We start from the raw sequence: 26,860 nt of genomic DNA on the forward strand, positions 1-26,860 counted from the left end.
CGCCCTTCTGCGTTTTTGTTTACTCTGCTGCGCAGGCCGCTTCTGGCTGTTTACGGCCGGACATCAACACCAGCAGCAGGCCCAGAGCAGCGATAATCGCCCCCATCACCGGCACAAAGCTGTATCCCAGCCCACCCGAAATCACGGCTCCGCCCGCTGCCGCGCCGAGCGCGTTGCCGAGGTTAAACGCACCGATATTCACGGAAGACGAAAGTCCCGGCGCTTCATGGGCGACACGCATCACGCGCATCTGTAATGGAGGTACTACCGCAAAGGTTGCCGCCCCCCACACGATCATGGCAATGGCCGCCCCCACTTCATTGCGTGCCAGCCATGGGATCGCCACCATGATGACAATCAGCAGCGTCAAAAAGCCTTTCAGCGTCCCGCTGACGGAACGGTCAGCCAGTTTCCCGCCCAGATAGTTACCGATGGAGAAGCCTACGCCAATTAACACCAGCATCGCGGTAATAAACATCGGCGTAGCGTGCGTGATATCGTGCAAAACAGGCGAAATATAGGTATAGAGCGTAAACATCGCGCCAGCACCAAGAACGGTGGTCAGCAATGCTGAGAGCACCTGCGGACGCACCAGCACCGACAACTCTTTACGCACGTCAGGACGCTCTCCGGCACTGCCTTTCGGCAGAGAGAAGAACAACGCAACCATCGCGACAACGCCCAGTACAGCGGTGGCAAGGAAAGACATACGCCAGCCAATCACCTCACCCAGCCAGGTTGCAGCGGGTACGCCACCGATATTCGCAATCGTCAGCCCCATAAACATGGTCGCTACCGCACTGGCCTGTTTATGTTTTGGCACCACGCTGGCGGCGACGACGGACCCCAGCCCGAAGAACGCACCGTGGTTCAGACTGGTCAGAATGCGCGACAACATTAAGGTTGTGTAATCCGGCGAAATTGCAGACAACACATTGCCCAGCGTAAATATCGCCATCAGGAAAATGAGTGCATTACGGCGCGCACGGTGCGAAAGCAGCAACGTCATCAACGGTGCCCCCACCATTACGCCAATGGCATAAGCGCTGATTAACATACCGGCCGCAGGGATAGAGACATCCACCCCCCTGGCGATAACCGGCAATAATCCCATTGGTGAGAATTCCGTGGTGCCAATCCCGAAAGCGCCAATCGCCAGGGCCAGCAGAGGAAAATTGATTTTCATGAATAAACTCCGGATGCCGTGTCAGGTAGCGACACAGAACAAAGAAGTCAAAAGCATGACATCAATCACAAATAATGAGAAGTTAACATTTTGGCAAAAGATTTTTGCCGGAGGAGTAACAATCAAGGCAGGTCTGGAGGGAGAACGGATATTCTCCCCCCGAGTAAATCAGTGCAGTGCAGCCGTCAGGCCACCCGCCACAATCAACGCCAGAACAATAAAGGTGGTAACCAGCGAAAACTTCAGATCGGAACTCATCAATTTTTCTCCTTTTAATCACCCCACGAAAAGTGAGCTTGCTCATTTTTACACAGTTTACGTCAAAAATCTTCCCGGATTTAAACTGATATCCACTTTTGCTCTTCCCCTTTTCATCAAGATAGGACAAAATTCCACGCTAAATTTATTAGCGTACCGGCCATTGACCCCCTCCTGACGTCCTGTGTCGTTTTCCCGGCGTGTCGCAATTCAAGATTGCGTAATAAGGGTGAGAGAAGGCAAACGTTTACCTTCATGATATTCAGGAGCTTAGGATATGGTCTGGAGTGACATCGAATGGCAACAATAAAAGACGTGGCAAAACGCGCAAACGTTTCCACTACAACCGTATCACATGTAATTAACAAAACGCGCTTTGTGGCTGAAGAGACGCGCAACGCTGTCTGGGCAGCAATTAAAGAACTGCACTACTCTCCGAGTGCGGTGGCCCGTAGCCTGAAAGTTAATCACACCAAGTCGATCGGCTTGCTGGCCACCAGCAGTGAAGCGGCCTATTTTGCCGAGATCATCGAAGCGGTTGAGAAAAACTGCTTCCAGAAAGGATATACCCTGATTCTGGGCAACGCGTGGAACAACATTGAAAAACAGCGTGCTTACCTGTCGATGATGGCGCAAAAGCGCGTGGATGGCCTGCTGGTGATGTGTTCCGAATACCCGGAATCGGTGCTCTCCATGCTGGAAGAGTACCGCCATATTCCAATGGTCGTGATGGACTGGGGCGAAGCGCGCGCAGACTTCACCGACTCGGTCATTGATAACGCCTTCGAAGGCGGTTACATGGCTGGCCGGTATCTTGTAGAGCGCGGTCATCGTGAGATTGGCGTGATCCCTGGCCCACTTGAGCGTAACACCGGCGCAGGACGACTGGCCGGGTTTATGAAAGCAATGGAAGAAGCGCTGATCACCGTGCCGGAAAACTGGATTGTGCAGGGCGACTTTGAGCCAGAGTCAGGCTACCGCGCGATGCAGCAGATTGTCTCTCAACAGCATCGCCCGACTGCCGTCTTCTGCGGTGGCGACATCATGGCAATGGGCGCGCTCTGTGCCGCCGATGAACTGGGCCTGCGCGTGCCTCAGGATATTTCCGTGATCGGGTATGACAACGTGCGCAACGCGCGCTTCTTTACCCCGGCGCTGACCACCATCCACCAGCCGAAAGATTCGCTGGGTGAAACGGCTTTCAACATGCTGATGGACAGGATCGTCAACAAACGCGAAGAATCGCAGTCTATTGAAGTCCACCCGCGTCTTATCGAACGCCGTTCCGTTGCGGATGGTCCGTTCCGCGACTACCGTCGCTGATCGCTGTTCGGGGCCAGCGAGTCTGGCTCCCGTAACCACTCCCGGTTCAGCGTTTCGCTGTCTCCAAGATAATCCAGAAGCCAGGCCATTGCGGGCGAGATATCGTTTTGCTGCCAGGTCAGGCAACAGGCTGCGTCCGGGAAAGGGTTTTCGAGCCTGAGCGCAACCCATTCTCCGGTATCTGTTCGCGGTCGGGCAAAGTGAACGGGCACCATCGCAACACATAAGCCAGCGGAAAGACAGGTAGCAGAGGACTCCCAGTCCGGCGCAACCACGCGCCGCTGGTTATCCAGCAGCCAGGTTATCCGCTTGGGCAGCGAACGGGAGGTATCTTCCAGCACCAGCGAAGGCCAGTTGCGCAGCGTATCGTCGCTGAGCGGCCCCTCCATCGAAGCCAGCGGATGATGGCTGGCGACGACGCAGGTCCAGCTCAGCATACCCATATCGCGAAACGCGTAACGCCCACCGACAGGAATGGCCTGGGTCGCCCCGATCGCCATCTCCGCCCTGCCGTCCGCCAGCGCATCCCAGACACCGTTGAACACCTCCTGGGAGACTCGCAGCTCGACGTCTGAAAAATGGCGGTAAAAATCAACAATCATCTGCCGGGTGCGCTCAGGCTTCACGATATTATCCACCGCAATGGAAAGATGTCCTCGCCAGCCGTTGGCGATCTGCTGACACTGCTCACGGGTGATCTGCATTTTTTTGATAACAGAACGCCCTTCCTTCAAAAACCACGCCCCGGCGGGCGTTAATTCTACGTCACGATGGCGGCGTTCAAACAGCGGAACCGCCAGCCACTCTTCCAGCTGACGCACCGTATAACTGATAGCCGACGGGACGCGGTGAAGCTCCTGCGCTGCGCCGGTAAAACTGCCGTTGCGCGCAACCGCATCCACCACTTCAAGGGAATAATCTGACCACATTTTCTGCCTGCAAAATTTTTGAATGCACCAGCCAAATATTAGCGTTTCACAAGCAGCTTTGCACTCCCTACACTCTGCGCCAACGTACACCTGCCTCCTCAAGGAGAATAAAACAGTGCAACCCAGGAAAGGATTTTTAGTCTGGCTCGGCGGCTTAAGCGTGCTGGGCTTTTTGGCCACCGATATGTATCTGCCCGCGTTCGCCGCGATGCAGGAAGATTTACAAACACCTGCTGCCGCAATTAGCGCCAGCCTGAGCTTATTCCTCGCCGGTTTTGCCTTTGCGCAACTGCTGTGGGGACCGCTCTCTGACCGTTTTGGCCGTAAACCGGTGCTGTTACTGGGCCTGGCGATCTTTGCTGTAGGCTGTCTGGGTATGCTGTGGGTGCGCGATGCAGCCTGGCTGCTGGTGCTGCGTTTTATTCAGGCCGTCGGCGTCTGCGCTGCTGCGGTAACCTGGCAGGCGCTGGTAACCGACTACTACCCGGCGTCACGCACTAACCGTATTTTCGCCACCATTATGCCGCTGGTCGGCCTGTCGCCCGCCCTTGCCCCGCTGCTGGGGAGCTGGCTTCTGGCGCATTTCGAGTGGCAGGCGATTTTCGCCACCCTGTTTGCCATTACCCTGGTATTGATGCTGCCTGCATTTGCCCTCAAACCCACGCCAAAAAAAGCGACGCACGCTGAGGCAAAGCCGGTAACGTTTATGTCGTTACTGCGTTCTAAAGCCTACCGTGGCAACGTCCTGATTTACGCCGCCTGCTCCGCGAGCTTCTTCGCCTGGCTGACTGGCTCGCCGTTTATTTTGCACGATATGGGTTACAGTCCGGCGGCCATCGGCCTCAGCTATGTGCCGCAGACTATCGCGTTCCTGGTGGGAGGCTACGGCTGTCGCGCCGCGCTGCAAAAATGGGAGGGTCAGCAAATGCTGCCGTGGCTGCTGGGTCTGTATGCGTTAAGCGTGATCGGCACCTGGGCAGTGGGCTTTATCCCGCATGTCGGTCTGACAGAAATTTTACTTCCGTTCTGTGTTATGGCGGTGGCTAACGGTGCCATTTACCCTATCGTGGTGGCACAGGCGTTACGCCCTGTCCCTCAGGCAACTGGCCGCGCCGCCGCTCTGCAAAACACACTCCAGTTGGGCCTGTGCTTCCTGGCAAGCCTGGTGGTCTCTGCGTTGATTGCCACACCGCTGTTGACCACCACCAGCGTAATGCTGGTTACCGTTATACTGGCCGCCGTCGGCTATCGCATGCAGGCATCCGCTCAGCGTGAGCAAGACAGCACCCCGGAGGCGGAAACATCGCATGCATAATCGCGTGGGAAATTATGTTACATTTCAGTGATTAGGTTGCTAAGAATTTTCTATTGAATCACCAAATTTTGAGGCCTATACTAAATTTGGTTCGATTAAATACGATAAATATTAAGTGTTAACGGGAGCCGGAGTGCTCCCGTTTTACCATGGAAGGCATTTCGGCAAGGGTTATCTCCCTTCCTCTGTTCTACGTCGGATACTAGCCTCGCGGTGGAATACCGTGAGATTTCTCACAAACCATAAAAAGCGTCTACGCTGTTTGAAGGTTCTGATCACAGCAAGGTGATGGAGAAGCTATGAGTTCATCGTGTATAGAAGAAGTCAGCATTCCGGACGATAACTGGTCCCGGATCGTCAGTGAGCTGTTGAGTCGTGCGGGCATCACCATCAACGGGCCCTCACCCTCCGACCCGCAGGTTAAACATCCCGATTTTTTTAAACGTGTATTGCGGGAGGGATCGTTAGGTCTGGGCGAGAGTTACATGGATGGATGGTGGGAATGCGAGCGGCTGGATATGTTTTTCAGCAGCGTTTTACGCGCCGGTCTGGAAAACCAGCTTCCGCGTCACTTCAAAGACACATTGCGTGTCGCCTCCGCCCGTTTGTTCAATCTGCAAAGTAAAAAGCGGGCGTGGATTGTCGGCAAAGAGCATTACGATCTTGGTAACGACCTGTTCAGCCGTATGCTTGATCCCTTCATGCAATACTCTTGCGGCTACTGGAAAAAGGCGACAACTCTTGAAGAGGCGCAGCAGGACAAACTGCGTCTTATCTGTGAAAAATTGCAGCTCCAGCCCGGTATGCGCGTGCTGGATATTGGCTGCGGCTGGGGCGGGCTGGCGTATTTTATGGCGAAACATTACGGCGTCAGCGTTGTGGGTGTCACCATCTCTGCCGAACAGCAAAAAATGGCACAGGAACGCTGTCAGGGGCTGGACGTTGATATCCGGCTTCAGGATTATCGTGACCTGAACGAGCAATTTGACCGCATTGCTTCTGTCGGGATGTTTGAGCACGTAGGGCCTAAGAATTACGACACCTATTTTGAGGTGGCCGATCGTAATTTAAAACCGGAAGGTATCTTCTTACTGCATACCATTGGCTCTAAGCGGACCGACAATAATGTTGATCCGTGGATCAACAAATACATCTTCCCGAATGGTTGCCTGCCGTCCATCCGTCAGATAGCAAAAGCCAGCGAGTCGCATTTCATTGTGGAAGACTGGCATAACTTCGGTGCGGATTATGACACCACTCTGATGGCGTGGCATGCGCGTTTTCAGGCCGCCTGGCCTGAAATTGCGGATAACTATTCGGAACGGTTCAAACGGATGTTCAGTTATTATCTGAATGCCTGCGCGGGTGCGTTTCGTGCCCGCGATATTCAGCTATGGCAGGTGGTCTTTAGCCGTGGTATAGAACACGGTCTGCGCGTCGCCCGCTAAAAAATAACCCCGGCCAGCCGGGGTTATTTTTATTCAGCTTCCGCTGTCTTTATTATTGCGGCCTCTTTTGCCGCCAGCACGCGTTCAACGGTATCCACTACCGCCTGAGTTTGCGGATCGATTTCAATATTTACCCGATGCCCCAGTTTTTTCGCGCCCAGGGTTGTACGCTGCAGCGTTTCAGGAATTAAATGCACGCAAAAACGGGTTGGTGTCACTTCCCCGACCGTCAGGCTAATCCCATCAATACCAATAAATCCTTTGTAGAGGATGTATTTCATTAATGACGGGTCCTGAACTTTAAACCAGATTTGACGATTATTTTCCGAGGTCACGATTTTGGCCACTTCAGCGGTGGTCATGATATGGCCTGACATCAGATGTCCGCCAATCTCATCGCTGAACTTCGCCGCACGCTCTACGTTGACGGTATCGCCCACCACCAGCTCACCCAGATTGGTGATGCGCAGCGTCTCTTTCATTAAATCAAAGCTAATCAGGTTACCGTTAATTTCGGTTACCGTCAGGCAGCAGCCGTTATGCGCAATCGACGCCCCGGTTTCAATACCTTCAAGCATATATTCCGGCAGCTCAACGACGTGAGTACGGAAATTGGGTTTTTCATCAATAGACACCACTTTCGCAGTGCCCTGCACAATACCAGTAAACATGCTTACAACTCCTGTTTTTTCCGGACGGTGGCGACACCGTTTAATCCCTTCACAATAACAGTTGGAAAAACAGGTTGCCAGCGGAGCGCATTTTCTGGCGATTTTTTCACTAGATAATTAGTTAAACCCCGCTACAATAGCTGGCATCCCCCTGCATTTTCTTCTTGCTGCCAGTAACGGCGGCTTTTTTAATCTCTCAAATAACAACAATACAAAGGTGTTCACGTGCAGAAGTACATGAATGAAGCGCGTCAGTTATTGGCACTGGCAATACCGGTGATCATCGCGCAAGTGGCCCAGACCGCAATGGGATTTGTGGATACGGTCATGGCCGGTGGCTACAGCGCCACCGATATGGCCGCCGTTGCGATCGGGACATCGATCTGGCTCCCGGCCATCCTCTTTGGTCACGGTCTTCTGCTGGCGTTAACGCCAGTAATCGCACAGCTTAACGGTTCCGGTCGACGAGAACGCATCGCCCACCAGGTTCGCCAGGGGTTCTGGCTGGCGGGTTTCGTCTCCGTTCTTATCATGGTGGTGCTCTGGAACGCGGGCCATATCATTCGCGCGATGCATAATATCGACCCGGCTCTGGCTGATAAAGCCGTGGGCTATCTGCGCGCCCTGCTCTGGGGTGCGCCGGGCTACCTCTTTTTCCAGGTCGCACGTAACCAGTGTGAAGGTCTGGCAAAAACCAAGCCTGGCATGGTGATGGGCTTTATCGGTCTGCTGGTTAACATTCCGGTGAACTATATCTTTATTTATGGCCACTTCGGTATGCCAGAGCTCGGCGGCATTGGCTGCGGCGTGGCAACGGCGGCGGTCTACTGGGTGATGTTCTTCAGCATGATCACCTTTATTAAACGCGCGCGATCCATGCGTGACATCCGTAATGACAAGGCATTCAGCACACCAGACTGGACGATCCTGACGCGTCTTATTCAACTGGGTCTGCCGATTGCACTGGCGCTGTTCTTCGAGGTGACGCTGTTTGCAGTTGTTGCCCTGCTGGTGTCGCCGCTGGGAATTATCGACGTTGCGGGCCACCAGATCGCGCTGAACTTCAGCTCGCTGATGTTCGTTCTGCCGATGTCGCTGGCGGCGGCGGTCACCATTCGCGTCGGTTTCCGGCTCGGACAAGGTTCAACGCTGGATGCGCAAACGGCTGCGCGTACCGGTCTTGGCGTGGGTGTCTGCATGGCGGCCTGTACGGCACTCTTTACCGTCGCGCTACGTGAGCAGATCGCCCTGCTCTACAACGATAATCCGGAAGTGGTCCTTCTGGCATCTCACCTGATGCTGCTGGCTGCGGTGTACCAGATTTCGGACTCCATTCAGGTGATCGGCAGCGGCGTGCTGCGCGGGTATAAAGATACGCGTTCTATTTTCTTTATTACCTTTATTGCGTACTGGGTGCTGGGTCTGCCGTGTGGGTATGTTCTGGCGCTCACCGATCTGGTGGTTGACCGTATGGGGCCAGCAGGATTCTGGATGGGCTTTATTATCGGCTTAACCTCTGCGGCCATTATGATGATGCTGCGTATGCGCTATCTGCAACGTCAGCCATCTACCATTATTTTGCAACGCGCCGCACGTTAAATACGCAGTAGCCGCCTGCAGGCGGCTACTTTCTCTTCACTTTGCGCGGTAATGAAGCAATCGCGTGAAATCAGAGAGAAAATTGCATTTTCCCTCTTGCCACTGCGGTGCTGTGCCGCTAATATTCGTCCCCGTTGTCACCGGCAACACGTTGCGTTCATAGCTCAGTTGGTTAGAGCACCACCTTGACATGGTGGGGGTCGTTGGTTCGAGTCCAATTGAACGCACCATTTGCGTCTGTAGCTCAGTTGGTTAGAGCACCACCTTGACATGGTGGGGGTCGATGGTTCGAGTCCATTCAGACGCACCATTCTGTTTTTCCTCTATCATTCCTGCATTTGATCGTCCAATACCCACTGCGCAGTTACTACAACCGACTTCTCAGTCCGCTTATATTCCATTTTTAATTGAGCGCAGCGCCGTACAGTACGGGCAAGTACAGCCAGGTACAGGCACAGCAGCGCAAGTCCCGAGGGCAGAAATTTGTGGTCGCTCGCCGTGCTCGCTGTAATAACCACTGAGAATATTATTCTCCACATTTCGCATTTGCTGCGCAGAGATCGCCGGATTGATGTTTTCTTTCGCCTGAAATGCCAGCGCCCCCGTCGAGACAACCGACAACGAAATCGCAACCAGTTTACTGATTTTCATCCTGTTCACCCTCATGTAGTGCAGGCTTAACCTGCATTTGCCTGTAGTGTCCATCTCGCATTCACTTTGTCTCATCAAACTGTAATAAGCGCCCGGTATTGAGCAGCACCAGCAGCGTGCTCAGGTTATGGAGAATCGCGGCAATCAGCGCCCCGGTGGCCCCAAGCAGCCCCATTGCGGCGGCAGAGACGATTAACAGCGTCCAGCCCAACCCGATAAACACATTCACCTGCAGCGTGGCACGGCATTTTCGGCTCAGCCGAATGGCGCATGGCAGGCGGCGTAAATCAGAGCCGGTAAGCACCACGTCAGCCGAGGCCAGCGCAATATCCGCCCCATTACCGCCCATCGCAATACCAACCGCACCGGCTTTTAACGCCAGCGCGTCGTTGATGCCATCTCCGACCACCATTGGCCGCCACCCTTCATCAACAACACGCTGCACCTGACGCAGTTTTTCCGCAGGCAGCGCCCCGGCGGAAAGTTCGTCGATCCCCGCCTGCTGCGCCACCCGCTTCGCCACCGCCAGACGATCGCCGGTCAGCAGCTGTTGCCTGTCAATACCCAGTGATTTGAGCATCGCAACCATCTCCGGTGCCTCGGGGCGAAGCGTATCCTCCAGCAGGAACCAGCCAAGAAAAACGCCAGCGTGCGCCAGGCCAACCACCGGGCCATCGTGCTCCGGCACTGGTGATACCGCAATGTGGTAACGTGCAAACAGCGTCTGCTGCCCCAGTAATGCCAGCCCTTCGTCGGTTGTCGCCACAACGCCAATGCCCTGAATTTCTTCAATGTCTCGCAGTGTTACCTCACCTGGCGCGGACACCGTCCCGGCCAGCACCCGGCTCACCGGATGGTTACTGGTAGCTCCCAGCGCTGCCGCCAGTTGCATTACGCGCTCACGCGGCATGTCGGTCGCCAGCATCACGTCGACGACACTGAGCTTCCCCTGAGTCAGGGTCCCCGTTTTATCCACAATCAGGGCATCCACATCCGCCAGCTCTTCCAGAAATGCCGCGTTGCGAATCAAAATACCGTGTCGTGCCGCCACAGCTATCCCCGCCATTGCGGTTGCAGGCGCTGAAAGCACCAGCGCACAAGGACAGGCGGCAACCAGCACCGCCAGCATCGCCTGGCTGTTATACGTCAGGAACCAGGTGGTTGCCGCAATCAGCAGCACCAGAATGAGATAGTGGCCCGCATAGCGCTCTAACATCCGGGTAATCGGCGGCTTTGCCTGGCTGGCGTCCTGCATCAGCGCAATCACTTTCCCTAGAGTCGACTGCTCACCCGTGTGGGTGACCTTCACCCGCAGCAGGCCGTTCAGATTAATGCTTCCGCCAAACACAGCCATTCCCGCTGCCGCTTCAACCGGTACGGATTCACCGGTAATGTGCGCCACGTCCAGGCTGGCATAGCCGGAAAGGATCTGCCCGTCAGCGGGCACCCTGTCGCCGGCCCGCACTTCAACGACGTCGCCAGAGTGGAGATGCTGGCTGTCGATCTGCTCAAGCGCACCGTCTGCCCGCACGCGCCTGGCCTGGCTGTGCGTCAGTTTGCTCAGCCCGGCGATAGCCTGACGGGTTCCCATCACGCTGCGCTCTTCAAGAATATGACCGAAAATCATAATCACCGGCAGCAGCGCGGCGGTCATTAAATCACCCAGCGCCCACGCACCAAGCATTGCCAGCACCACCAGCAGATCGGTTACGCCATGCAGATCGGGATGCAGCAGGCTGTGCCAGGCGGCCCGAAAGACCGGAATGGCCACCAGCAGCCACGCGACGCCCGCCAGGATGTCGCTAATGCCGGGTTGCTCAGGCGCAAGCGCTTTCCAGAGCAGGCTCAGCAGCAGCAAGCCAATAGTGATCATCGTCAGCGTTAACTGACGTAGCATACGCCTCTGCTCGGCTGGTGTTTGCAGATTGCCGTCAAAGTGAAAGTGTCCGTGGCTGCACTGGTGGCTCATGGTTTTTTCTCGCTAACGGTCGGAGTGGCGGATTGTGCAGGCAACCCCTGCAGGATCAAGCGGCTGTCGTCGCCCGGCGCGACGGTAATCACCTGCCCCGCCTGCGCCAGAATAGCCGTCACTTTTTCACGCCACAGGCGCTGCAAAAGACCTCCATCGGCCCCTTCACGCCTCGCCTGGGCCAGTTGCATAATGGTGCGGGTGTCGACACTGGCCTGCGCGAGAATTTCCTGACGCCCCGCCTCCGCCTGCTGAAGCGTCCGATCCGCCTGCTGTTGCGCCTGCTGGGTACGCAGCGCCGCCGCCGTGCGGGCGCTGGCTACAGCCTGCTCCGCCTGCTGTCCCGCCGCCAGCACCGCATTAAACGCTGCCACCGCGTTCTGGGGCAAAGAAGAGGTGATATCAACGCGTTCAATGCGAATGCCCGGATCGTTCCCTCCGGCAGCCAGCAGGGTAAGACTTTGCGTCATCGCCTTTCTGAAGTCGCTGCGTAGCTGAAGCCGCTCCTGTGCCGCGTGGCGATCGTTTTGCAGCGTCTCAGGACGGGTCACCAGGATCGAATCCAGATCGCGTCCCACGCAGACAACCGCCGCGGCGTGCTCGGTCAGGCGGTCGATCAGCGGATCGATATGCGGACGCTGAAGCGCGTATCGGACAGGATCGCTGACGCGCCAGAAGACCCGCACGTTCAGCTGTACGACCCCGGCATCGCCAGTAAGCAGGTAGCCCGCCCCCGCTCCGGCATCACCATCGCGCTCCCAGCTGTTGATCTGGTCAAGCTGCTGACTGCGCTGCAACGCCTGAACATCGCGCTCCAGAATTCGCTCCTCGCCGGGCACCCGCTCCACGCGTTCAATCGGATAGGGCCAGGCAAACAGCAACCCGGCGTTTTCCACACGAACGGGCTTACCAAAGCGGTAAACGATCGCCCGGCTGTCCGGGGCGACCTGATAAATACTGGAAAACAGCCACGCGCAGGCCGCGATAATCGCCGCGCCGTACAGGGCAAAGAACGCAATCCGGTATGACTGCCCCCAGGGAGTGCGCTTCAGCGGTGGCTGCATCATGGTTTAGCCGCCTCTGGTGTTTGGTCTGGCCCCTGCACCAGCGCGCGGAACGGTTCTGCATCGGTACGCAGCACCAGGCGGGTGTTGCCATTAACGATGGTGCTGAGTGTATCCAGGGAACGCAGCAGGCTATAAAGTTGCGGATCGCTGGCCCAGGCTTTGCCATATATTGCCGCTGCGTCGCGCTGTGCGTTGGCGGCAATAGCCGCCGCTTTAACGGAGGCATCAGCTTCCAGAATGCGTCCATCGCGATCCGCCTGTGAATGGATCTCCGCCGCCAGCCGTTTCCCCTCAGCCGTCCGCTCCGCTGCAATGGTTTCCCGCTCGGCGCGCATGCGGTCAACGGTGGCGTTAAGCGTCACGGCCGGTAGCGTCAGGCGCTCAATACCGGTCTGGATCACCTCGATGCCGTAGCTGTTGAGAAGCTGCGCTTTCAGTTGCGCCTGCACTGCCTGCTCAAGCTGAGCGATTTTGACCTTCTTGCTGTCGACGTTGACGATATCCGCCAGCGCGTAGTTACTGGTGGTGGTTTCCAGTGCCGAGCCAATAAAAGTACGGATTTGGCGAGCCGCTTCATCCGGCTGGTTCTGCACGGCGCGGATAAAGCGCAGCACGTTGTCATTATCCGGTTTCACCTTCCAGATAACCCACGCCTGCACCAGCACCCGCAGCCCGTCACGCGTGCCAACATCCTGCAAACCGCTGGACGTTGAACGCACGCGTAAATCGACATTCACCGGCGTTTCAAAGGGTGCCGGGAAACGCCACGCCAGACCGGGCGAGAGCAAGACCCGCTGTGGATTGCCAAAGCGCGTCACTACCGTCGCGCTGCCTGCGCTGACGTCAAGCAGGCAGGCGGTAAGCACCGCCAGCACCAGTAACAATACCGCAATGCCGATGCGTAACGTCCGCTTGTGGCGCTGTGGCGCGGGCGACGTCATCTGACGTATGCCAACTTTTTCCGCGTGTTCCGAAGAGGTGATGGAGTGGATCTTCATTTCGTGCTGGCCTTCTGTGGTGCGGTACTGTCGGATAATGCAGGATACTGGCGCAAATCCAGTACGGGCTCGCGGGTGCCCTGCAAACGGTCGTCCAGGATCAAAAGCGGTGTATGCGCCAGGCTCTGGCCGAGAATGTGGTAACGGCGCTCAAGAAGGAATGCCGCGCCAGCCTGCTTCCACGCCTGCTCGTCCGCCGCAAAATGGATCGCTTCCGCTCTGGCACGCGCGAGATCTTCTGCGGCAAAGGCCTGCGCGTCGTTTACGCGGGTTTCCGCTTTTTGTTGCGCCTCGCGAGTCACCGTGGCGGCATACCCCTTCTCACGGGCGACCCGCGCGCTGGCGGCTATTTGCGCCGCCTGCACGCCGTGCCAGGCATCGGCGGCCCCCGCAGGCGGGTGAATCGCTTCTATTCGGGTTGAGAGCAGCTCCACGCCGGTATGCAGTGTCGCTAAACGCTGCTGGATCTGCCGGTTAAGCGCTGTCGCCAGGCTCGCGCGCTGCTCGTTGAGCAGCACATCCAGCTGCTTGCTGGCAAACTGCACCACCAGTACCTGTCGGGCAATACTGCGGATCAGCACAGGCAGATCTTCGGCCTGATACTGGCTGTTAAGCGCGTCCTCATTACGCAGCCCGACGCGCCAGATAAGGCGGATATCCATATTTACTATCTGAAAACTCTGGCGGTCGTTAGCCTTGCTGGCAATCACCTGAGATTGATCGGTCAGATGGCTGCTATCCCACAAGCGCCAGCTACTCTGCGGTGCAGGACCTTCGGCACTGTCGGGCTCTGCGCTCTGCGCCTGCGATTCCGGTTCATCACTGAGCCGCAGCTCATGTACCGTCCCATTTTCCACGGGGCGAACCCGACCAAATGGCCAGGGCAATCCGACATGCAGCCCCGGAGAGAGCACCGCCAGCGGGCGGCCAAAACGTTCGTAAATCCCCCGCTGCTGCAGCGGGACTTCCGTCAACCCACTCAGCAACCAGCCCAGCACGGCAATGCCAAAGGCTACGGGCAACACCGTTTTTCCCATCAGGCGAAACGCCTGCACCTGGCGTAGATCAATGCCAAAACGCTGCTCAAGCGCGTCCAGAACCACCGTCAGTGGGCGCAGAGGCCAGCGGTACAAGGCAGCAACGGTGCTGACCGTCAGAAAACGGGGAGCCTCATCCGCCGGAAGCGGCGTGAGAGCGGCGATGAGGGTACGCAGGAGATATTCCAGCGCCATCACGAGGACCAGCAGGCTGCCAAGCCGGATAAGCCACAGCGCCAGCGTTGGGGAAAAGGTCACCAGCAGCAGCGCAGCGGCAAGCACCAGCAGAAGGCTGAGCATCGCACGCGCCAGCCCGATATATTCGCGCTGATAGCGCCAGTGGCGGACAATTTTAAAGCTGATCATGCGTTCAATGACCAGCAGGCCAAAGCTCAGCAGCAGAAGCACCCCAGGGATCACGCGGCTGATAACCGTGTCTGCTTCGCTGAACGACGCCGCATCGGCAAGGTTTGCGATAGCAAAACAGAGAGCCAGCACGGAAATCGTCGCGGTAGTGACCAGATGCTGGTGAAAATGCGATAGCCAGGCCTGCAACTGCGGTGGCAGTTGCAGCCGTTTAGGCTCCGGGGAAGCAGGCTCCTCTGCGGGCATTTCCGCGACCGGTGCTGCAGCTTGTTCACAGCGTAGCGCATTTTCTACAAACGCCATCGCCACCAGCCCCGCAGCCAGCAGCAGCCGAAATGCAAATAACCAGATTGCGACGTCAGAGAATAGATGCAGAAAAAGGTAAACAAGGCCGACGGGCAGCAGAAAGCCGTAAAGACAAATTTTTGTGATCAGAAGGCGCTGCAGCAAACGACTTACCTGAGCGCTATTCTGCAATAGCGGTAACGACACCCTGGTACTCCCATTAGTTTCGCCTGCCTGGCTGAAATACATACGGTAATAGCAGGAATGGCGCACGGATCGTGATTTAAGCGTTACGATATAACATTCAAACCGTCATCAAAACAGGAAATACTCAGCGGGTACGTTTAATTTGGTATCAATATGTGACTGAATTTTCGCGCGCTGATTCACCGCTTCTTTTGCTACGCTTTTCATATGACAATAAAACGAAGGAAGAGTGTCGATGAAGAAAATCGCTATTATCGGCTCAGGCCCCACAGGGATTTACACCTTTTATTCTCTTTTGAAAAACACGACACCTCTTGCTGTCTCGGTTTTTGAGCAGGCTGAAGAAGCGGGCGTCGGGATGCCCTACAGTGACGAGGAAAATTCACGGCTGATGCTGGCAAATATCGCCAGTATTGAAATTCCGCCCATTTTCATCACGTATCTCGACTGGCTGAAAACGCAAAGTGAAGCACATCTGCACCGGTTTAAGGTGGATAAAGCCACCTTGCACGACCGGCAATTTCTGCCGCGTATTCTGTTGGGTGAGTATTTTCGCGATCGGTTTCTGGCTATCGTCGCCGAGGCTGAAAAAAAGGGATTTCAGGTTGAGGTACATGAATCAGCCGAAGTGACCGATATCACCGCCACGACAGATAAGGTCACGCTTTCGGTAAACGGAGAAACGCACCCTGACAGGTTTGACCTTGTCGTGATTGCGACAGGTCATGTCTGGCCGGATGAAGAAAAGGCAACCCGCACTTACTTCCCCAGCCCCTGGTCCGGGCTGATGGACGCCACTATCCGCGCCTGCCAGGTCGGTATTATGGGGACATCCTTAAGCGGTCTGGATGCTGCCATGGCGGTGGCAATGCAGCATGGCGACTTTACGGGCGACCAATTCAGGCTCGATGAGAAAAGCCAGGCGCTCAGCATCACCCTGATGTCGCGAACCGGCATCCTGCCGGAAGCAGATTTTTATTGTCCCATCCCGTATGAGCCGCTTTCCGTATTGACTGAAACGGTCGCTGAAGCCGAAATAGCTAAGGGCGCAGAAGGGTTACTTGACCGGATATTTACCCTGATGGTGAAAGAGCTTGAACATGCCGATCCACAGTGGAGCGAAGCGATAGCCCTGAACACGCTGGATGCAGACAGCATTCGTGATGCCTGGTTTGCCGATCGTAAAAAACACGACCCGTTCAGCTGGGCCGAAGATAACCTAGAAGAAGTTGAACGCAACAAACAAAACAGGCATACCGTTCCCTGGCGCTACGCCGTTCTCCGGTTGCATGAAGTGGTTCAGGAGATTGTCCCTCACCTCAATGAAGAAGACCGGAAGCGCTTCAAAACGGGGCTGGCACGCGTATTTATTGATAATTATGCTGCCATTCCGTCCCAGTCCATCCGCAGGCTGCTGGCTCTGCGTGAAGCCGGGATAATCAACGTGCTGGCGCTCGGCGACGACTATGAGCGTGATATCGGCAGCGATCAAACCGTGATTACGACAAAAGAGAAAACTCACCGTTTCGATGTATTTATCGATGCGCGTGGGCAAAAACCGTTGAAAACGAAAGATCTGCCCTTCCCCACGCTGCGTAAGCAGCTTCAGGAAACCGGCGAAGAGATACCTGATGTGGGTGACGATTACACGCTCAGGGAACCGGAAACCCTTCGCGGACGGATTGCTTTCGGTGCGATACCGTGGCTGATGCACGACCAGCCGTTTGTGCAGGGGCTTGCAGAGTGCGCAGAACTGGGGGAGGCAATGGCGAAAGCAGCGGAGAAACCAGCAACGGGATCGCGCAGGAAACTGCCCTTTGTGGAGAACTGACAGGGCCTCCGTGCCCTGACGCGTCTGACTACTCGAAGAAGACTTCCGGGTTTTCAGACAGAGAGACGAAGGTTTTGCTGTTTTTATCCAGCGCACGGATTTCGCCGCTTTCGATGTCATATACCCAGCCGTGCAGGCGAATGGAGTTGTTGCGCAGACCAACAGCAACCGACGGATGCGTTTTAATGTTGCTCAGCTGTGCAAACACGTTCTCCTGCACCATTGCGTTCACTTTATCGACGGGCGTGTCCCAGGTTTTCTTCTCAACCACCGCTTTTGCCGCATCGGAGTAACGCAGCCAGTGAGACACCGCAGGCATCGGCTCAAGGTTCGCATTGTCGGCAATTGCTTTCATTGCGCCACAGTTAGAGTGACCGCAGATCACGATATCGGTCACGCCTAACGCCACGACAGCGTATTCGATGGTGGCGGATACACCACCCGGCTCCGGCCCGAACGGTGGCACAATATTGCCAGCATTACGAATGACAAAGAGCTGTCCCGGCTCTTGCTGGGTGACCAGCTCAGGAACCAGACGGCTGTCGGAGCAGGAGATGAACAACGCTTTGGGATTCTGGCTGGACGCTAAACTGCGGAAGAGCTCTTTACGTTGCGGGAAAATCTCTTTTTGAAAGCTGAGAAAACCTTCAATGATATGTTGCATAGCCATTTCTCTTTTTCTGTTTTAGTTTAGACATGATCGAGATCACGCGACTGAAGTTTACCCACCGCCCTTTACTTCAGACAAGCAATATATTTCTGGCCCGACCGCTGCACAATCTCACTCGCTTTCGCCGTAATATCCTGCCCTTCGAACGCGCCATAGAGACGTTCAAACGGTTTGTCCTCAAGATGACGGGTTATCCGCTCGACGGTACGGGCAGGCAACGGAAGCATATTAGGGTAGCTCCACATAAACGAAACGGCATCTTTACCGGGTGTCACCTGCAGTATGTCGCCTGCCAGCAACACGCCCTCGCCTTCATGCCAGTGCAGCACCGTACCGCCCGCAAAGTGTCCGCCGAGCCGCAACAGCGTTACAGACGGCATCAACGCCAGAGAATCCCCCTCCCAGAAGTGAAGCGCCGGGCTGCTGCGCATGACCCACTCACGATCGCTGGCATGCAGATAAACCGGCGCATTAAAGGCTGCAGCCCAGTCCTGCATGGTGGTGTAGTAATGAGGATGGGAAATGGCGATGGCACTGATACCGCCGAGCGCGGCAACTAACGTGCTGGTCGCCGGGTCGAGGTTGGCGATACAGTCCCACAGAATATTGCCGTGCGGTGTGCGCAGAAGAAGAGCCCGCTGGTTGATGGCAAAAGACGGAACCGTTTTGATGCTGAACAGCTGCGGCTCCAGTTGCTGCCATTTATTCGTGTGCGTGGCGGTCACGGTTTCAGGATCAATCCACCGCTGGCCGGTTCTCGGGACGTACTGGCGTTCGTCTTCGCAAATCGAACATCGGTCCGGGTGTGTGTCATAAGAGGTGCCGCAGGTTTTACAGAGAGTAATCATGAGGTTTCCTCAGCGGTAAAGCCTTGAGTATGGCAGGGATTATCCTTATGTGCTGCGGGGTGCAGGGCTAGCCGTTTTTGCCCTATACTGTGCCAGTATCAAAAACCGAACAATGCAGGTGCCCCATGGAAATTGATCTTGAGAACTTAGTCTTTAACGGACTGGATGAAGCAGAAGAGCGCAACGCAGAACGTCTGGACGACGCGGACAAAAAAGCGCAGGCGATCGTCGCGGACGACGACTGCGGCGATGCCTGCAAAATCTGACGATAAAGCACCGGAAATCCCGGTGCTTTTTTTTACCCGTGAGGGTTAAATTTCCGGCGTCTTTTTGAATCCACTGAGCATCAGGATGAGGCTTTGAGGCGAGGAGCCCGGCTCAAACTGATAATGATTACCCTGCCGATCGCCGCCGATATACCACGAGATCTCCGTTTTCCCTTCTGCCAGCGCTTTGCGCACTGCTTTGTCTACGTCCACCATCCGGTATTCACGGGAATGGTTGAGGTAAAGCACAGCATCCGATTTGTAATTACACGCCGGACGTGATTTCCAGCTCACGGTTGCCGGGTCCCAGTCGTTACTGGCCGGGTAGAAAAAGATCTGATCGGCACCGTCTGTTTCTACTTTGCCGCCGTAAATGCGCACACGGTATTTAAACAGGGAAGCATCCTGCCCCACCGGCAGCGGCGGGATCTTGAATTTCACCAGTGACAGGGTTTCACTGTTTTGGGTTCTGCCCCCGTTCTGCCAGTTATCCTGCACCAGTAAAACCTGCGGTTCCGGCAGAGAAAGCGTCGGCTCCATGCTGCTCAGCCAGACGTTTGCCTTCGCTTTCGAGTAGCCATACGGCACGGTGGTGCCGCAGTCCATCCCGCGATTCATACACAGCTCGGTCATAAAGCGCGCGGCGTCTTCCGTCCAGCCGTTCATGAAATCCGCATGCGCGGTATAAAGACTGCCCCATAGCTCCTCGCGCTCGTTGCCGTGCATGATCGGGTCAAGCGAAAGCTGCACGTTGCGGGTATCCAGAGAAGTGATCGTTGGGATCACGTAAGCCACGTTCATGTTCACGGTGGGAATTTTCACCGGGAATGCGGCCGGACACTGCCCTTTAATATCGTATGCCGCGTTAGCAAGGCCATGAGCCGGTTTCAGGTTTACCCCATCCCAGCAGTTCGGGAACTGAATGCCAATATTAAACTGCACCGCATCCCGTGCCTTACGTAACCCACAGACTTCTCCCGTTTTGGTGGTATAGCCTTTGCCGTTCGCGCATAAGAAAGTGATATGCGGATTAGGCGTCGTGCCATGGTGGTCGCCCGCCAGCAGCGACAGCCCCGCCGGGAAGGGTTGCAGCGGATACGTTTCGACATTCGATGCCTGATAGTACGTTTTTTGATACGCAGGTTTGACGACCGTTCCGTCAGGCAGACGCAGCGAGGGAGCCCAGTATGCAGAGCTGTCCGCTTTGTTATCACAGGTGGTCTCTTCATGCTGGCGCAATGTCTCCCGGCGTGAGAAAGCATCCGTGTGTGTGTTACCAAAGAAGTCGTGCAGCATGGCCTCGTTGGGCATGCCGAACATCATGATGGCGTCATCGCCGAGGGTGTGGGAGTAGCCGCAGACAACATGCGCCTGGGGTGCGGCGTGTGCCGCCTGCATTGCGAGCAGTAAAGCGGGGAATGAAAATGCCGTTGTTATCGTGGTCCGTTTCATCATTTTCTCCATGTATGAAAGGACACATTGGTAACAAAAGCGCGTTAATTAACAGAGTGTTTCACAGCGTACTTTTCCGCTCTCCCTGGCTTTACAAACCGTGAGCACAGCTCATTCCAGTACATTTCGCGCGTGCGGCGCAGTTCAGCGTGACGTTTTATCATGGAACCACTCCGGGTCAATGTTAGCGACGTCGACGCCATACAGGCTGGCGACAGGCAGAATCGACTCAAGAACACGTTGCGCGCTGTTCTCCGCATTGTCCGGCCGGGTCGCAAAAAACCGCCGTAACGTGCTTATCCACTTTTTCATCGTCTTTACCCTCTTCGCTTCACCTGTCCTCAGTTAAACACCTAAATTTCACGTAAGGGAAATACCAATATTGACTGTCAATGTGCAGAATGCGCAAATAGCCTCCCATTCATTTACTTGTCAATAACACATTGTTCACTAATGCTTTTTTGCTTATAGCAAAGAAGAATTTCTTATTTGGCGATAGCGTTAGCTTATGGGAGCGTATCCGGAGAAAACAAAAACGACGGGAAGACGCATTACTATGGCAGCATATAAAAAATCGTATCAAAAAATAGCAGTGGCTTTGGGTTTACTGGCGGCAGGCGGCATATTGTCGACACAGGCGCAGGCCGACCAACTGGCGGACATCAGGGCAGCAGGCGTGGTGAAAGTCGCCACCTTTGACGCCAACCCACCGTTTGGTTCTATCGACGCGAAAACCCATGAGATCGTGGGCTATGACGTCGATTTCGCCAACGCGCTGGCAAAAGCGCTTGGCGTGAAGCTGGAACTGGTTGCCACTAATCCGGCCAACCGCATTCCGCTGCTGCAGTCCGGTAAAGCCGATTTAATTGTGGCAGACATCACCATCACGCCAGAACGCGCGCAGGTGATCGATTTTTCCACCCCCTATTTTGTGACCGGACAGCAGTTCCTGGTGCCAGCAACGTCCCCGGATAAACTGGACGAATACAGCCGCGCGCGTATTGGTGCGGTAAAAGGCACAACAGGTGAACAGGCTCTCCACCAGCGTTTCCCGCAGTCCCGCGTGCTCTCCTACGATGATATTCCGCTGGCGCTGACCGCACTGCGTAACGGTAACGTGCAGGCGATCACCCAGGACAGCACCATTCTGGCGGGCCTGCTGGCACAAGCACCGGATAAAGCGAACTTCAAAATTCTGCCTGACCTGCTCAGCAAAGAAGAGATTGGCGTTGGCGTGAAAAAAGGCGAAACGGCGCTGCTGAAAGTGGTGAACGATGAGCTGATTAACCTCGAGAAAAGCGGTCAGGCCGCAAAAATCTACGACACCTGGTTTGGCCCACAGACCCCGTCCCCACAGCCTCGCGCCTTTAAAATAGAAGCCCGGTAATATGCTCTCAGGTTTATTTTCACACTCCGCGGCCGGTGCCGCGGATTTTTCACATCTGGAACACGCCAGCGTTGAGTTTCGTGACGTGGTTAAACGTTACGGTAATCATGAGGTGCTCAAAGGGATAAACCTGAGCATCACGCCCGGTGAAGTGGTTGCTATACTCGGCCCTTCCGGTTCCGGCAAGTCCACTCTCATCCGGCTCATCAACCAGCTGGAAACCCTTAACGGCGGCGAAATTCTGGTCGACAACAAACCCACCGGGCAACTTTCCGGTGTGGCGCTTCGACAGCTTCGCAGCCGCGTTGGCTTCGTTTTCCAGCAATTTAATCTTTACGCGCATCTCACCGCCAGCCAGAACATTACTCTGGCGCTGGAGCACGTCCACGGCTGGAAACCTCAGCCTGCTCAGGAACGTGCCGCCGTCCTGCTGGAAAAAGTGGGCATGCTGGAAAAAGCCCACCATTTCCCGGCAGAGCTATCAGGAGGGCAGCAGCAACGCGTCGCCATCGCCCGTGCGCTGGCCTCTTCGCCGCAAATCATCCTGTTCGACGAGCCGACGTCAGCCCTCGACCCGGAGATGATTGGTGAAGTGCTGTTTGTAATGAAAGCGCTGGCGCATAGCGGGATCACGATGGTCGTGGTAACGCACGAAATGCAGTTTGCCCGTGAAATTGCCGACCGGATTGTTTTTATCGATGGCGGTCAGATCCTGGAAACGGTCTCGCCGGAGCAGTTTTTTACGCAACCATCGCATCCGCGCGCGCAGCGTTTCCTGCAAAAGGTGCTCAACCCGCTTCATCAGGAGCATCTGTAATGCCCGCGCTCGACTGGCAGGGGGTGCTGACCGGGCAGCCCCTGCAGTGGATATTATCCGGTTTTCTGACCACGCTGTGGGTCACTCTCGCGGGTGCGATACTGGCCAGCCTTTTCGCGCTGTTGTTTTTGCTGTTACGCCTCTCTGGCGGGCGAACCGGCGAAGGGGTTGTCAGCGCCTGGGTCTCCCTGTTTCGCAATACCCCCCTCCTGGTACAACTGCTGTTCTGGTATTTCGCCGCCTGGAACTGGCTTCCGCTGGCGCTTCGGGATGTGGTGAATGCAGATCACAGCTGGTCGATCCTGCCCGGCGACGTCTGGTGGTTCACACCGGAGTTTTTATGTTCTGCCTGGGGACTGGGGGTGTTCACTTCAGCCTTTTTAATTGAAGAGATCGAGTCCGGGTTGCGCTCCGTCCCCACCGGGCAGCGTGAAGCTGCGATGGCGCAGGGATTTTCCGCCTGGCGGCTGTTTCGTTACATTCTGTTGCCACAGGGGCTGGCTAACGCCTGGCAACCGGTCGTCGGGCAGTATCTCAACCTGATGAAGCTCTCCTCGCTTGCCAGTGGAATTGGCTTTGCCGAACTCACTTACCAGGTACGGCAGATAGAGAGTTACAACGCCCACGCGCTGGAGGCATTTACCGTGGGAACGGCACTGTATCTGCTCACGGGCGTGGTGATGGGCATGGTGCTGGTGCGCATCGGCCCTGCCAGAGGGAGTGTAAAATGATTGCCGGAATAAATGTTATTACCGAAAACCTGGATTATCTGCTGTGGGGACGTGCGGCGGCGGGTGAGCCTGGCGGGGTGTTGCTCTCACTATTGATGGCTACAGGAGCAGCGCTGCTCGCCCTGCCTGGCGGCATTGCCCTTGCGTGCCTGGCCTGGCGTTATACGGGGCTGGTGCGCAAGGCGCTGTTTCTGTGGGCAGAGCTGATCCGCGGAATCCCGTTAATCTTCGTGATTTTCTGGATGTGGTATCTGCTGCCGCTGATGACCGGCGGCGAACTGCCGGGTGCGCTGACGGTCACGCTGGCGCTGGCCTGGTTTACGGCGGCATCGGTGATGCATTCGGTACTGGCCGGGCTAAACGCGCTGCCTGCCGGACAGTATGAGGCGGCGCTATCTCAGGGATTCAGCACCCAACAAACCCTGTGGCGCGTGCTGCTTCCGCAGGGGTTGCGCAACATCCTGCCGTCTCTGGTGGGCATTTTTATCAGCCTGCTGAAGGATACGTCGCTGGCGTTCATTGTAAACGTGCCGGAACTGACGACAGTGGCAGGACAGGTGAATAACCGGGTGCAGATCTACCCTGCCGCCATTTTTATCTTTACCGGTGTGGTCTACTACCTGCTCTGCTGTTCACTCGAACAGCTCGCGAAACGCTGGCGGCTTACCCGGCCAGCGCTTTAACCACCGTTTCCATCGCTTCGGTTGTCAGCTCACTGCGTTTGACGCGCTGGTTCGCCAGCGCGGTACGCAGCACACCGGCGATCACAATATGCTTTGGCTCCTGGCCTAAATCACGCATCTCAAGCACCACCTTCCCGACCACCCGACACATCTCCTGGTACAGCGCTTCGTCTTTGGTCACATTGCCCATTGCCAACCCTCCATTGCCCTAAACGTTCAGCTTAAATGATTCGTGGGCTGGATACAAAAAGAAGCCCGACGAGGATCTCGCCGGGCTTCTTTGTAAAATCAAGGAATTAGTTATTTACAGGGATAACCGCGCCTTTATATTTGGTACGAATCCACTCCTGAATCTCTTTAGAGTGCAGCACGTTCACCAGCGCGACGATATCTTTCTTCTTCTCGTCACCGCGATGCACGGTAATGATGTTGGCATACGGGTTATTTTCACCGCTCTCAACCGCAATCGGGTCGTGAACCGGGTCCAGACCGGCGTCAATCGCGTAGTTGGCGTTAATCACCACCGCATCGCCTTCGTCGTTGTTGTACATTTGCGGCAGCAGGGAGGCTTCCACGTTAGGAGTGAACTGCAGCTTTTTCGGGTTCTCCACGATGTCGCTGATGCGCGCGGTCACTTTGTCGATGCCCGGCTTCAGCTTGATCACACCCTCTTTTTCAAAGATAGAGAGAATGCGACCCTCTTCCGAAACGGCATCACGCATGATGATTTTGCCGCCTTCCGGCAGATCTTTCAGCGACTTGTATTTTTTAGAGTAGATACCGATTGGCTCAATGTGGATAGCACCTGCGCTGACAAAATCGTAATCCTTGTCGCCCGCGTGATCTTTCAGCACGCTGTTCAGGTAAGGGATATGCTGGAAGTAGTTGGCATCGATATCATGCCCCGCCAGCGCGGTGTTTGGCAGAATGTAGTCCTGGAACGGTTTGATCTCCAGATCGATACCCTGCTTCGCCAGAATCGGCTTCGCCTGCTCCAGGATTTCGGCATGCGGCGTGTTGGACGCGCCCACGGTCAAGGTATCGGCCCAGGAAGCAAAGCTCAGGGCGCTCAGGGTTGCTGCGGCGATCAGTGTCAGTGTCTTTTTCATGATGATGGTTCCTGTGTGTATTTATTAGCGTTTATCTAACAGTGAAGTAATGATGTCGCCGCAGAACTGGATAACGAAAACGATGATCAAAATGGTCACCGTTGCTACCAGCGTGACGTCACCATGGTTGCGCTGGAATCCTTCCAGATAAGCCAGATTTCCCAAACCGCCAGCGCCAATCACCCCCGCCATTGCGCTGTAACTCACCAGCGCGATCAGCGTCACCGTAATGCCTGAAACCAGTGCGGGTGAAGATTCCGGCAGTAAAACCCGAAACACTAAGGTGCTCAGTCGTGCGCCCATTGAGCGCGTTGCTTCTATGACCCCTTTGTCCACTTCACGCAGGGCAATCTCCACCAGACGCGCGTAGAACGGTGCCGCGCCCACTATCAGCGCAGGCAGCGCCGCATTTGCGCCGAGGATGGTACCCACGATGGTTTTCGTGAACGGGATCAGCAATACAATCAGGATGATGAACGGGATAGAACGGAACACGTTCACCACAATCGAAATCACGCTATAGACCGTGCGGTTATGAAACAGCCCACCACGGGCGGTTAAAAACAGCGCCAGGCCGAGCACAATCCCCAGGACAAAGGTCGCCACACCAGAGAGTGCCGTCATGTACAGCGTCTCCAGCGTTGCCGCCCACAGTTGATCCCACTTCAGATGCGGAAAGAGATCCTCAGCCATGTTTAATCACCTCGCCCTGAATATCACTTTGCTGCAGGTCGGCAAGGATATTGTTCAGTTGTTCGTCAGATGCCACCACGTGTACCCAGAGTTGACCGAAAACACCGTGGGCGGTTTGTGTCATTTTTCCGTGCAGGATATTAAACGGCAGGCCGTAGCGCAGCGTCAGTTCCCCCACGATCGGCTTATGCGTGCTGTGCCCGGTGAAGGTCAGCCGGATAACCGTGCCTTCCAGCTCGTTTGCCAGTTCAGTATTGAACGTCTCTTCCTCGGCATACTGGCTTACCTGACGGACAAACTGTTGCGTGATGGGCTGCTGTGGGTGGGTAAAGACGCTCAGCACGTCGCCCTCTTCCACTACTTTGCCGTTCTCCATCACCGCCACGCGGTCGCAGATTTTGCGCACCACGTGCATCTCGTGGGTAATCAGCACGATAGTCAGCTTAAAACGACGGTTAATATCCAGCAGCAGGTCAAGGATCTGATCGGTGGTCTGCGGGTCGAGCGCGGAGGTTGCTTCATCGCAGAGCAGTACATCCGGGTTATTCGCCAGCGCACGCGCGATGCCTACCCGCTGCTTTTGCCCGCCACTGAGCTGAGAAGGGTACGCATTTTCGCGCCCCTTCAGCCCGACCAGCGCCACCAGTTCGGCCACGCGGGCCTTGATGTTGGCTTTGGGCACACCGGCGATTTGCATTGAGAAGGCGATGTTCTCGTTCACCGTGCGCGACCACAGCAGGTTGAAGTGCTGGAATACCATGCTGATCTTCAGACGTGCCTGGCGCAGCGCTTCACCCTTTGCGGCAGAGATGTCCTGCCCGTTAATGGTGACGCTCCCGGTACTCGGTTTTTCGAGGCCATTCAGCAGGCGGATCAGGGTACTTTTCCCTGCGCCGCTGTAACCGATAATGCCGTAAATTTGTCCCTGTTCGATCGTCAAATTGACGTTATCAACGGCAGTGAGTGCCACCTTTCCGTTGTCAAAAACCTTCGAAATATTCCTGAGTACAATCATTCTTATTCTTTATCCGTTACGCATATAGCGGTTTAGCAGTATGGATGTC

General features: G+C 55.7%; 27 protein-coding genes and 2 tRNA genes. 12 read left to right on the plus strand and 17 right to left on the minus strand.

Going from position 1 to position 26,860, the window contains the following annotated elements; all coding sequences use genetic code 11:
- Window positions 1–19 precede the first annotated feature (19 nt).
- Window positions 20–1,186: an MFS transporter gene (locus ABGB15_RS11810; protein ID WP_152080899.1), complete on the minus strand. Its 1,167-nt coding sequence runs from the start codon at window positions 1,184–1,186 to the stop codon at window positions 20–22.
- Window positions 1,187–1,354: 168 nt separating this feature from the next.
- On the minus strand, window positions 1,355–1,444 hold the full coding sequence (locus tag ABGB15_RS11815; RefSeq protein WP_042717882.1) for a YnhF family membrane protein: 90 nt from the start codon (window positions 1,442–1,444) through the stop codon (window positions 1,355–1,357).
- Between the two features lie 297 nt (window positions 1,445–1,741).
- Between ABGB15_RS11815 and purR the strand changes: the two genes are divergently transcribed.
- Window positions 1,742–2,767, plus strand: a complete 1,026-nt coding sequence (purR, locus tag ABGB15_RS11820) for an HTH-type transcriptional repressor PurR (protein WP_131634454.1) — start codon at window positions 1,742–1,744, stop codon at window positions 2,765–2,767.
- Here purR and punR read toward each other — a convergent pair.
- Window positions 2,755–3,696 carry a DNA-binding transcriptional activator PunR gene (gene punR / locus ABGB15_RS11825; RefSeq protein ID WP_152080898.1) on the minus strand — a complete coding sequence of 314 codons (942 nt, stop codon included), beginning with the start codon at window positions 3,694–3,696 and terminating at the stop codon, window positions 2,755–2,757. The genes purR and punR overlap by 13 nt on opposite strands.
- Before the next feature lie 115 nt (window positions 3,697–3,811).
- Between punR and punC the strand changes: the two genes are divergently transcribed.
- Window positions 3,812–5,011, plus strand: a complete 1,200-nt coding sequence (gene punC / locus ABGB15_RS11830; RefSeq protein ID WP_369064184.1) for a purine nucleoside transporter PunC — start codon at window positions 3,812–3,814, stop codon at window positions 5,009–5,011.
- Window positions 5,012–5,310: 299 nt separating this feature from the next.
- Complete coding sequence (cfa, locus tag ABGB15_RS11835) at window positions 5,311–6,459, plus strand: cyclopropane fatty acyl phospholipid synthase (protein ID WP_152080896.1); 1,149 nt, start codon at window positions 5,311–5,313, stop codon at window positions 6,457–6,459.
- 29 nt (window positions 6,460–6,488) lie between these two features.
- Here cfa and ABGB15_RS11840 read toward each other — a convergent pair whose 3' ends face one another.
- Window positions 6,489–7,130, minus strand: a complete 642-nt coding sequence (locus ABGB15_RS11840; protein WP_152080895.1) for a riboflavin synthase subunit alpha — start codon at window positions 7,128–7,130, stop codon at window positions 6,489–6,491.
- Between the two features lie 225 nt (window positions 7,131–7,355).
- On the opposite strand from ABGB15_RS11840, the gene mdtK reads away from it, so the two are divergent.
- The 3 genes from mdtK (at window position 7,356) to ABGB15_RS11855 (ending at window position 9,039) form a co-directional block, all read left to right on the plus strand.
- Window positions 7,356–8,729, plus strand: a complete 1,374-nt coding sequence (gene mdtK, locus ABGB15_RS11845; RefSeq protein ID WP_152080894.1) for an MdtK family multidrug efflux MATE transporter — start codon at window positions 7,356–7,358, stop codon at window positions 8,727–8,729.
- 153 nt (window positions 8,730–8,882) lie between these two features.
- Window positions 8,883–8,959: transfer RNA gene (locus ABGB15_RS11850), tRNA-Val, on the plus strand.
- A gap of 3 nt (window positions 8,960–8,962) precedes the next feature.
- Window positions 8,963–9,039: transfer RNA gene (locus ABGB15_RS11855), tRNA-Val, on the plus strand.
- Window positions 9,040–9,119: 80 nt separating this feature from the next.
- Here the strand turns inward: ABGB15_RS11855 and ABGB15_RS11860 are convergent.
- The 5 genes from ABGB15_RS11860 to hflK (ABGB15_RS11880) all read right to left on the minus strand — a co-directional run bounded on the left by ABGB15_RS11860 (window position 9,120) and on the right by hflK (ABGB15_RS11880) (window position 15,267).
- Entirely contained in the window at window positions 9,120–9,380 is a 261-nt protein-coding gene (locus ABGB15_RS11860) for a hypothetical protein (RefSeq protein ID WP_152080893.1), read from the minus strand.
- Window positions 9,381–9,441: 61 nt separating this feature from the next.
- Window positions 9,442–11,277, minus strand: coding sequence for a heavy metal translocating P-type ATPase (locus ABGB15_RS11865; RefSeq protein ID WP_369064185.1), 1,836 nt, complete (start codon window positions 11,275–11,277; stop codon window positions 9,442–9,444).
- Between the two features lie 68 nt (window positions 11,278–11,345).
- Window positions 11,346–12,416 carry a protease modulator HflK gene (gene hflK / locus ABGB15_RS11870; RefSeq protein ID WP_152080891.1) on the minus strand — a complete coding sequence of 357 codons (1,071 nt, stop codon included), beginning with the start codon at window positions 12,414–12,416 and terminating at the stop codon, window positions 11,346–11,348.
- Entirely contained in the window at window positions 12,413–13,414 is a 1,002-nt protein-coding gene (locus tag ABGB15_RS11875; RefSeq protein ID WP_152080890.1) for an SPFH domain-containing protein, read from the minus strand. Before ABGB15_RS11875 ends, hflK (ABGB15_RS11870) begins: the two co-directional genes overlap by 4 nt.
- On the minus strand, window positions 13,411–15,267 hold the full coding sequence (gene hflK / locus ABGB15_RS11880; RefSeq protein WP_215723219.1) for a protease modulator HflK: 1,857 nt from the start codon (window positions 15,265–15,267) through the stop codon (window positions 13,411–13,413). The genes ABGB15_RS11875 and hflK (ABGB15_RS11880) overlap by 4 nt, the downstream gene beginning before the upstream one ends.
- 277 nt (window positions 15,268–15,544) lie before the next feature.
- On the opposite strand from hflK (ABGB15_RS11880), the gene ABGB15_RS11885 reads away from it, so the two are divergent.
- Window positions 15,545–17,140 carry an FAD-NAD(P)-binding protein gene (locus tag ABGB15_RS11885; protein ID WP_215723218.1) on the plus strand — a complete coding sequence of 532 codons (1,596 nt, stop codon included), beginning with the start codon at window positions 15,545–15,547 and terminating at the stop codon, window positions 17,138–17,140.
- Window positions 17,141–17,168: 28 nt separating this feature from the next.
- Here the strand turns inward: ABGB15_RS11885 and ABGB15_RS11890 are convergent, their stop codons facing one another.
- Entirely contained in the window at window positions 17,169–17,804 is a 636-nt protein-coding gene (locus ABGB15_RS11890) for a carbonic anhydrase (protein WP_152084500.1), read from the minus strand.
- Window positions 17,805–17,875: 71 nt separating this feature from the next.
- The gene (locus tag ABGB15_RS11895) at window positions 17,876–18,658 is read right to left on the minus strand and encodes an MBL fold metallo-hydrolase (protein WP_215723217.1); all 783 of its coding nucleotides are present in this window, start codon (window positions 18,656–18,658) and stop codon (window positions 17,876–17,878) included.
- A 125-nt stretch (window positions 18,659–18,783) separates the two neighbouring features.
- Between ABGB15_RS11895 and ABGB15_RS11900 the strand changes: the two genes are divergently transcribed.
- The gene (locus tag ABGB15_RS11900; RefSeq protein WP_013096938.1) at window positions 18,784–18,924 is read left to right on the plus strand and encodes a hypothetical protein; all 141 of its coding nucleotides are present in this window, start codon (window positions 18,784–18,786) and stop codon (window positions 18,922–18,924) included.
- Between the two features lie 45 nt (window positions 18,925–18,969).
- Here ABGB15_RS11900 and ABGB15_RS11905 read toward each other — a convergent pair whose 3' ends face one another.
- A complete protein-coding gene (locus ABGB15_RS11905; protein ID WP_215723271.1) occupies window positions 18,970–20,376 on the minus strand; it encodes a DUF1996 domain-containing protein in 1,407 nt (468 codons plus the stop codon).
- A gap of 144 nt (window positions 20,377–20,520) precedes the next feature.
- On the minus strand, window positions 20,521–20,688 hold the full coding sequence (locus ABGB15_RS11910) for a hypothetical protein (RefSeq protein WP_167515556.1): 168 nt from the start codon (window positions 20,686–20,688) through the stop codon (window positions 20,521–20,523).
- Between the two features lie 244 nt (window positions 20,689–20,932).
- Here ABGB15_RS11910 and ABGB15_RS11915 point away from each other — a divergent pair, with 244 nt between their 5' ends.
- From ABGB15_RS11915 to ABGB15_RS11930, 4 genes are read left to right on the plus strand one after another with little or no spacing between them, the layout of a single operon-like run.
- Entirely contained in the window at window positions 20,933–21,763 is an 831-nt protein-coding gene (locus ABGB15_RS11915; RefSeq protein ID WP_215723216.1) for an ABC transporter substrate-binding protein, read from the plus strand.
- 1 nt (window position 21,764) lies between these two features.
- Window positions 21,765–22,580 (plus strand): amino acid ABC transporter ATP-binding protein, encoded by an 816-nt coding sequence (locus tag ABGB15_RS11920; protein WP_215723215.1) that lies wholly within the window; start codon window positions 21,765–21,767, stop codon window positions 22,578–22,580.
- Entirely contained in the window at window positions 22,580–23,311 is a 732-nt protein-coding gene (locus tag ABGB15_RS11925) for an amino acid ABC transporter permease (protein WP_215723214.1), read from the plus strand. Before ABGB15_RS11920 ends, ABGB15_RS11925 begins: the two co-directional genes overlap by 1 nt.
- Window positions 23,308–23,994, plus strand: coding sequence for an amino acid ABC transporter permease (locus ABGB15_RS11930; protein ID WP_215723213.1), 687 nt, complete (start codon window positions 23,308–23,310; stop codon window positions 23,992–23,994). Before ABGB15_RS11925 ends, ABGB15_RS11930 begins: the two co-directional genes overlap by 4 nt.
- Here the strand turns inward: ABGB15_RS11930 and fumD are convergent.
- The 4 genes from fumD to ABGB15_RS11950 all read right to left on the minus strand — a co-directional run bounded on the left by fumD (window position 23,975) and on the right by ABGB15_RS11950 (window position 26,811).
- Window positions 23,975–24,184 carry a fumarate hydratase FumD gene (gene fumD, locus ABGB15_RS11935; RefSeq protein WP_008500615.1) on the minus strand — a complete coding sequence of 70 codons (210 nt, stop codon included), beginning with the start codon at window positions 24,182–24,184 and terminating at the stop codon, window positions 23,975–23,977. The genes ABGB15_RS11930 and fumD overlap by 20 nt on opposite strands.
- A 106-nt stretch (window positions 24,185–24,290) precedes the next feature.
- Window positions 24,291–25,103: a MetQ/NlpA family ABC transporter substrate-binding protein gene (locus ABGB15_RS11940; RefSeq protein ID WP_152084359.1), complete on the minus strand. Its 813-nt coding sequence runs from the start codon at window positions 25,101–25,103 to the stop codon at window positions 24,291–24,293.
- A gap of 24 nt (window positions 25,104–25,127) precedes the next feature.
- Window positions 25,128–25,796 (minus strand): methionine ABC transporter permease, encoded by a 669-nt coding sequence (locus ABGB15_RS11945; RefSeq protein ID WP_152084358.1) that lies wholly within the window; start codon window positions 25,794–25,796, stop codon window positions 25,128–25,130.
- On the minus strand, window positions 25,789–26,811 hold the full coding sequence (locus ABGB15_RS11950; protein WP_215723212.1) for a methionine ABC transporter ATP-binding protein: 1,023 nt from the start codon (window positions 26,809–26,811) through the stop codon (window positions 25,789–25,791). Before ABGB15_RS11950 ends, ABGB15_RS11945 begins: the two co-directional genes overlap by 8 nt.
- Between the last annotated feature and the right edge of the window lie 49 nt (window positions 26,812–26,860).

The sequence above is a fragment of the Enterobacter sp. MALB-1 genome (assembly GCF_041021625.1).
Taxonomy (GTDB): Bacteria; Pseudomonadota; Gammaproteobacteria; order Enterobacterales; family Enterobacteriaceae; genus Enterobacter; species Enterobacter oligotrophicus.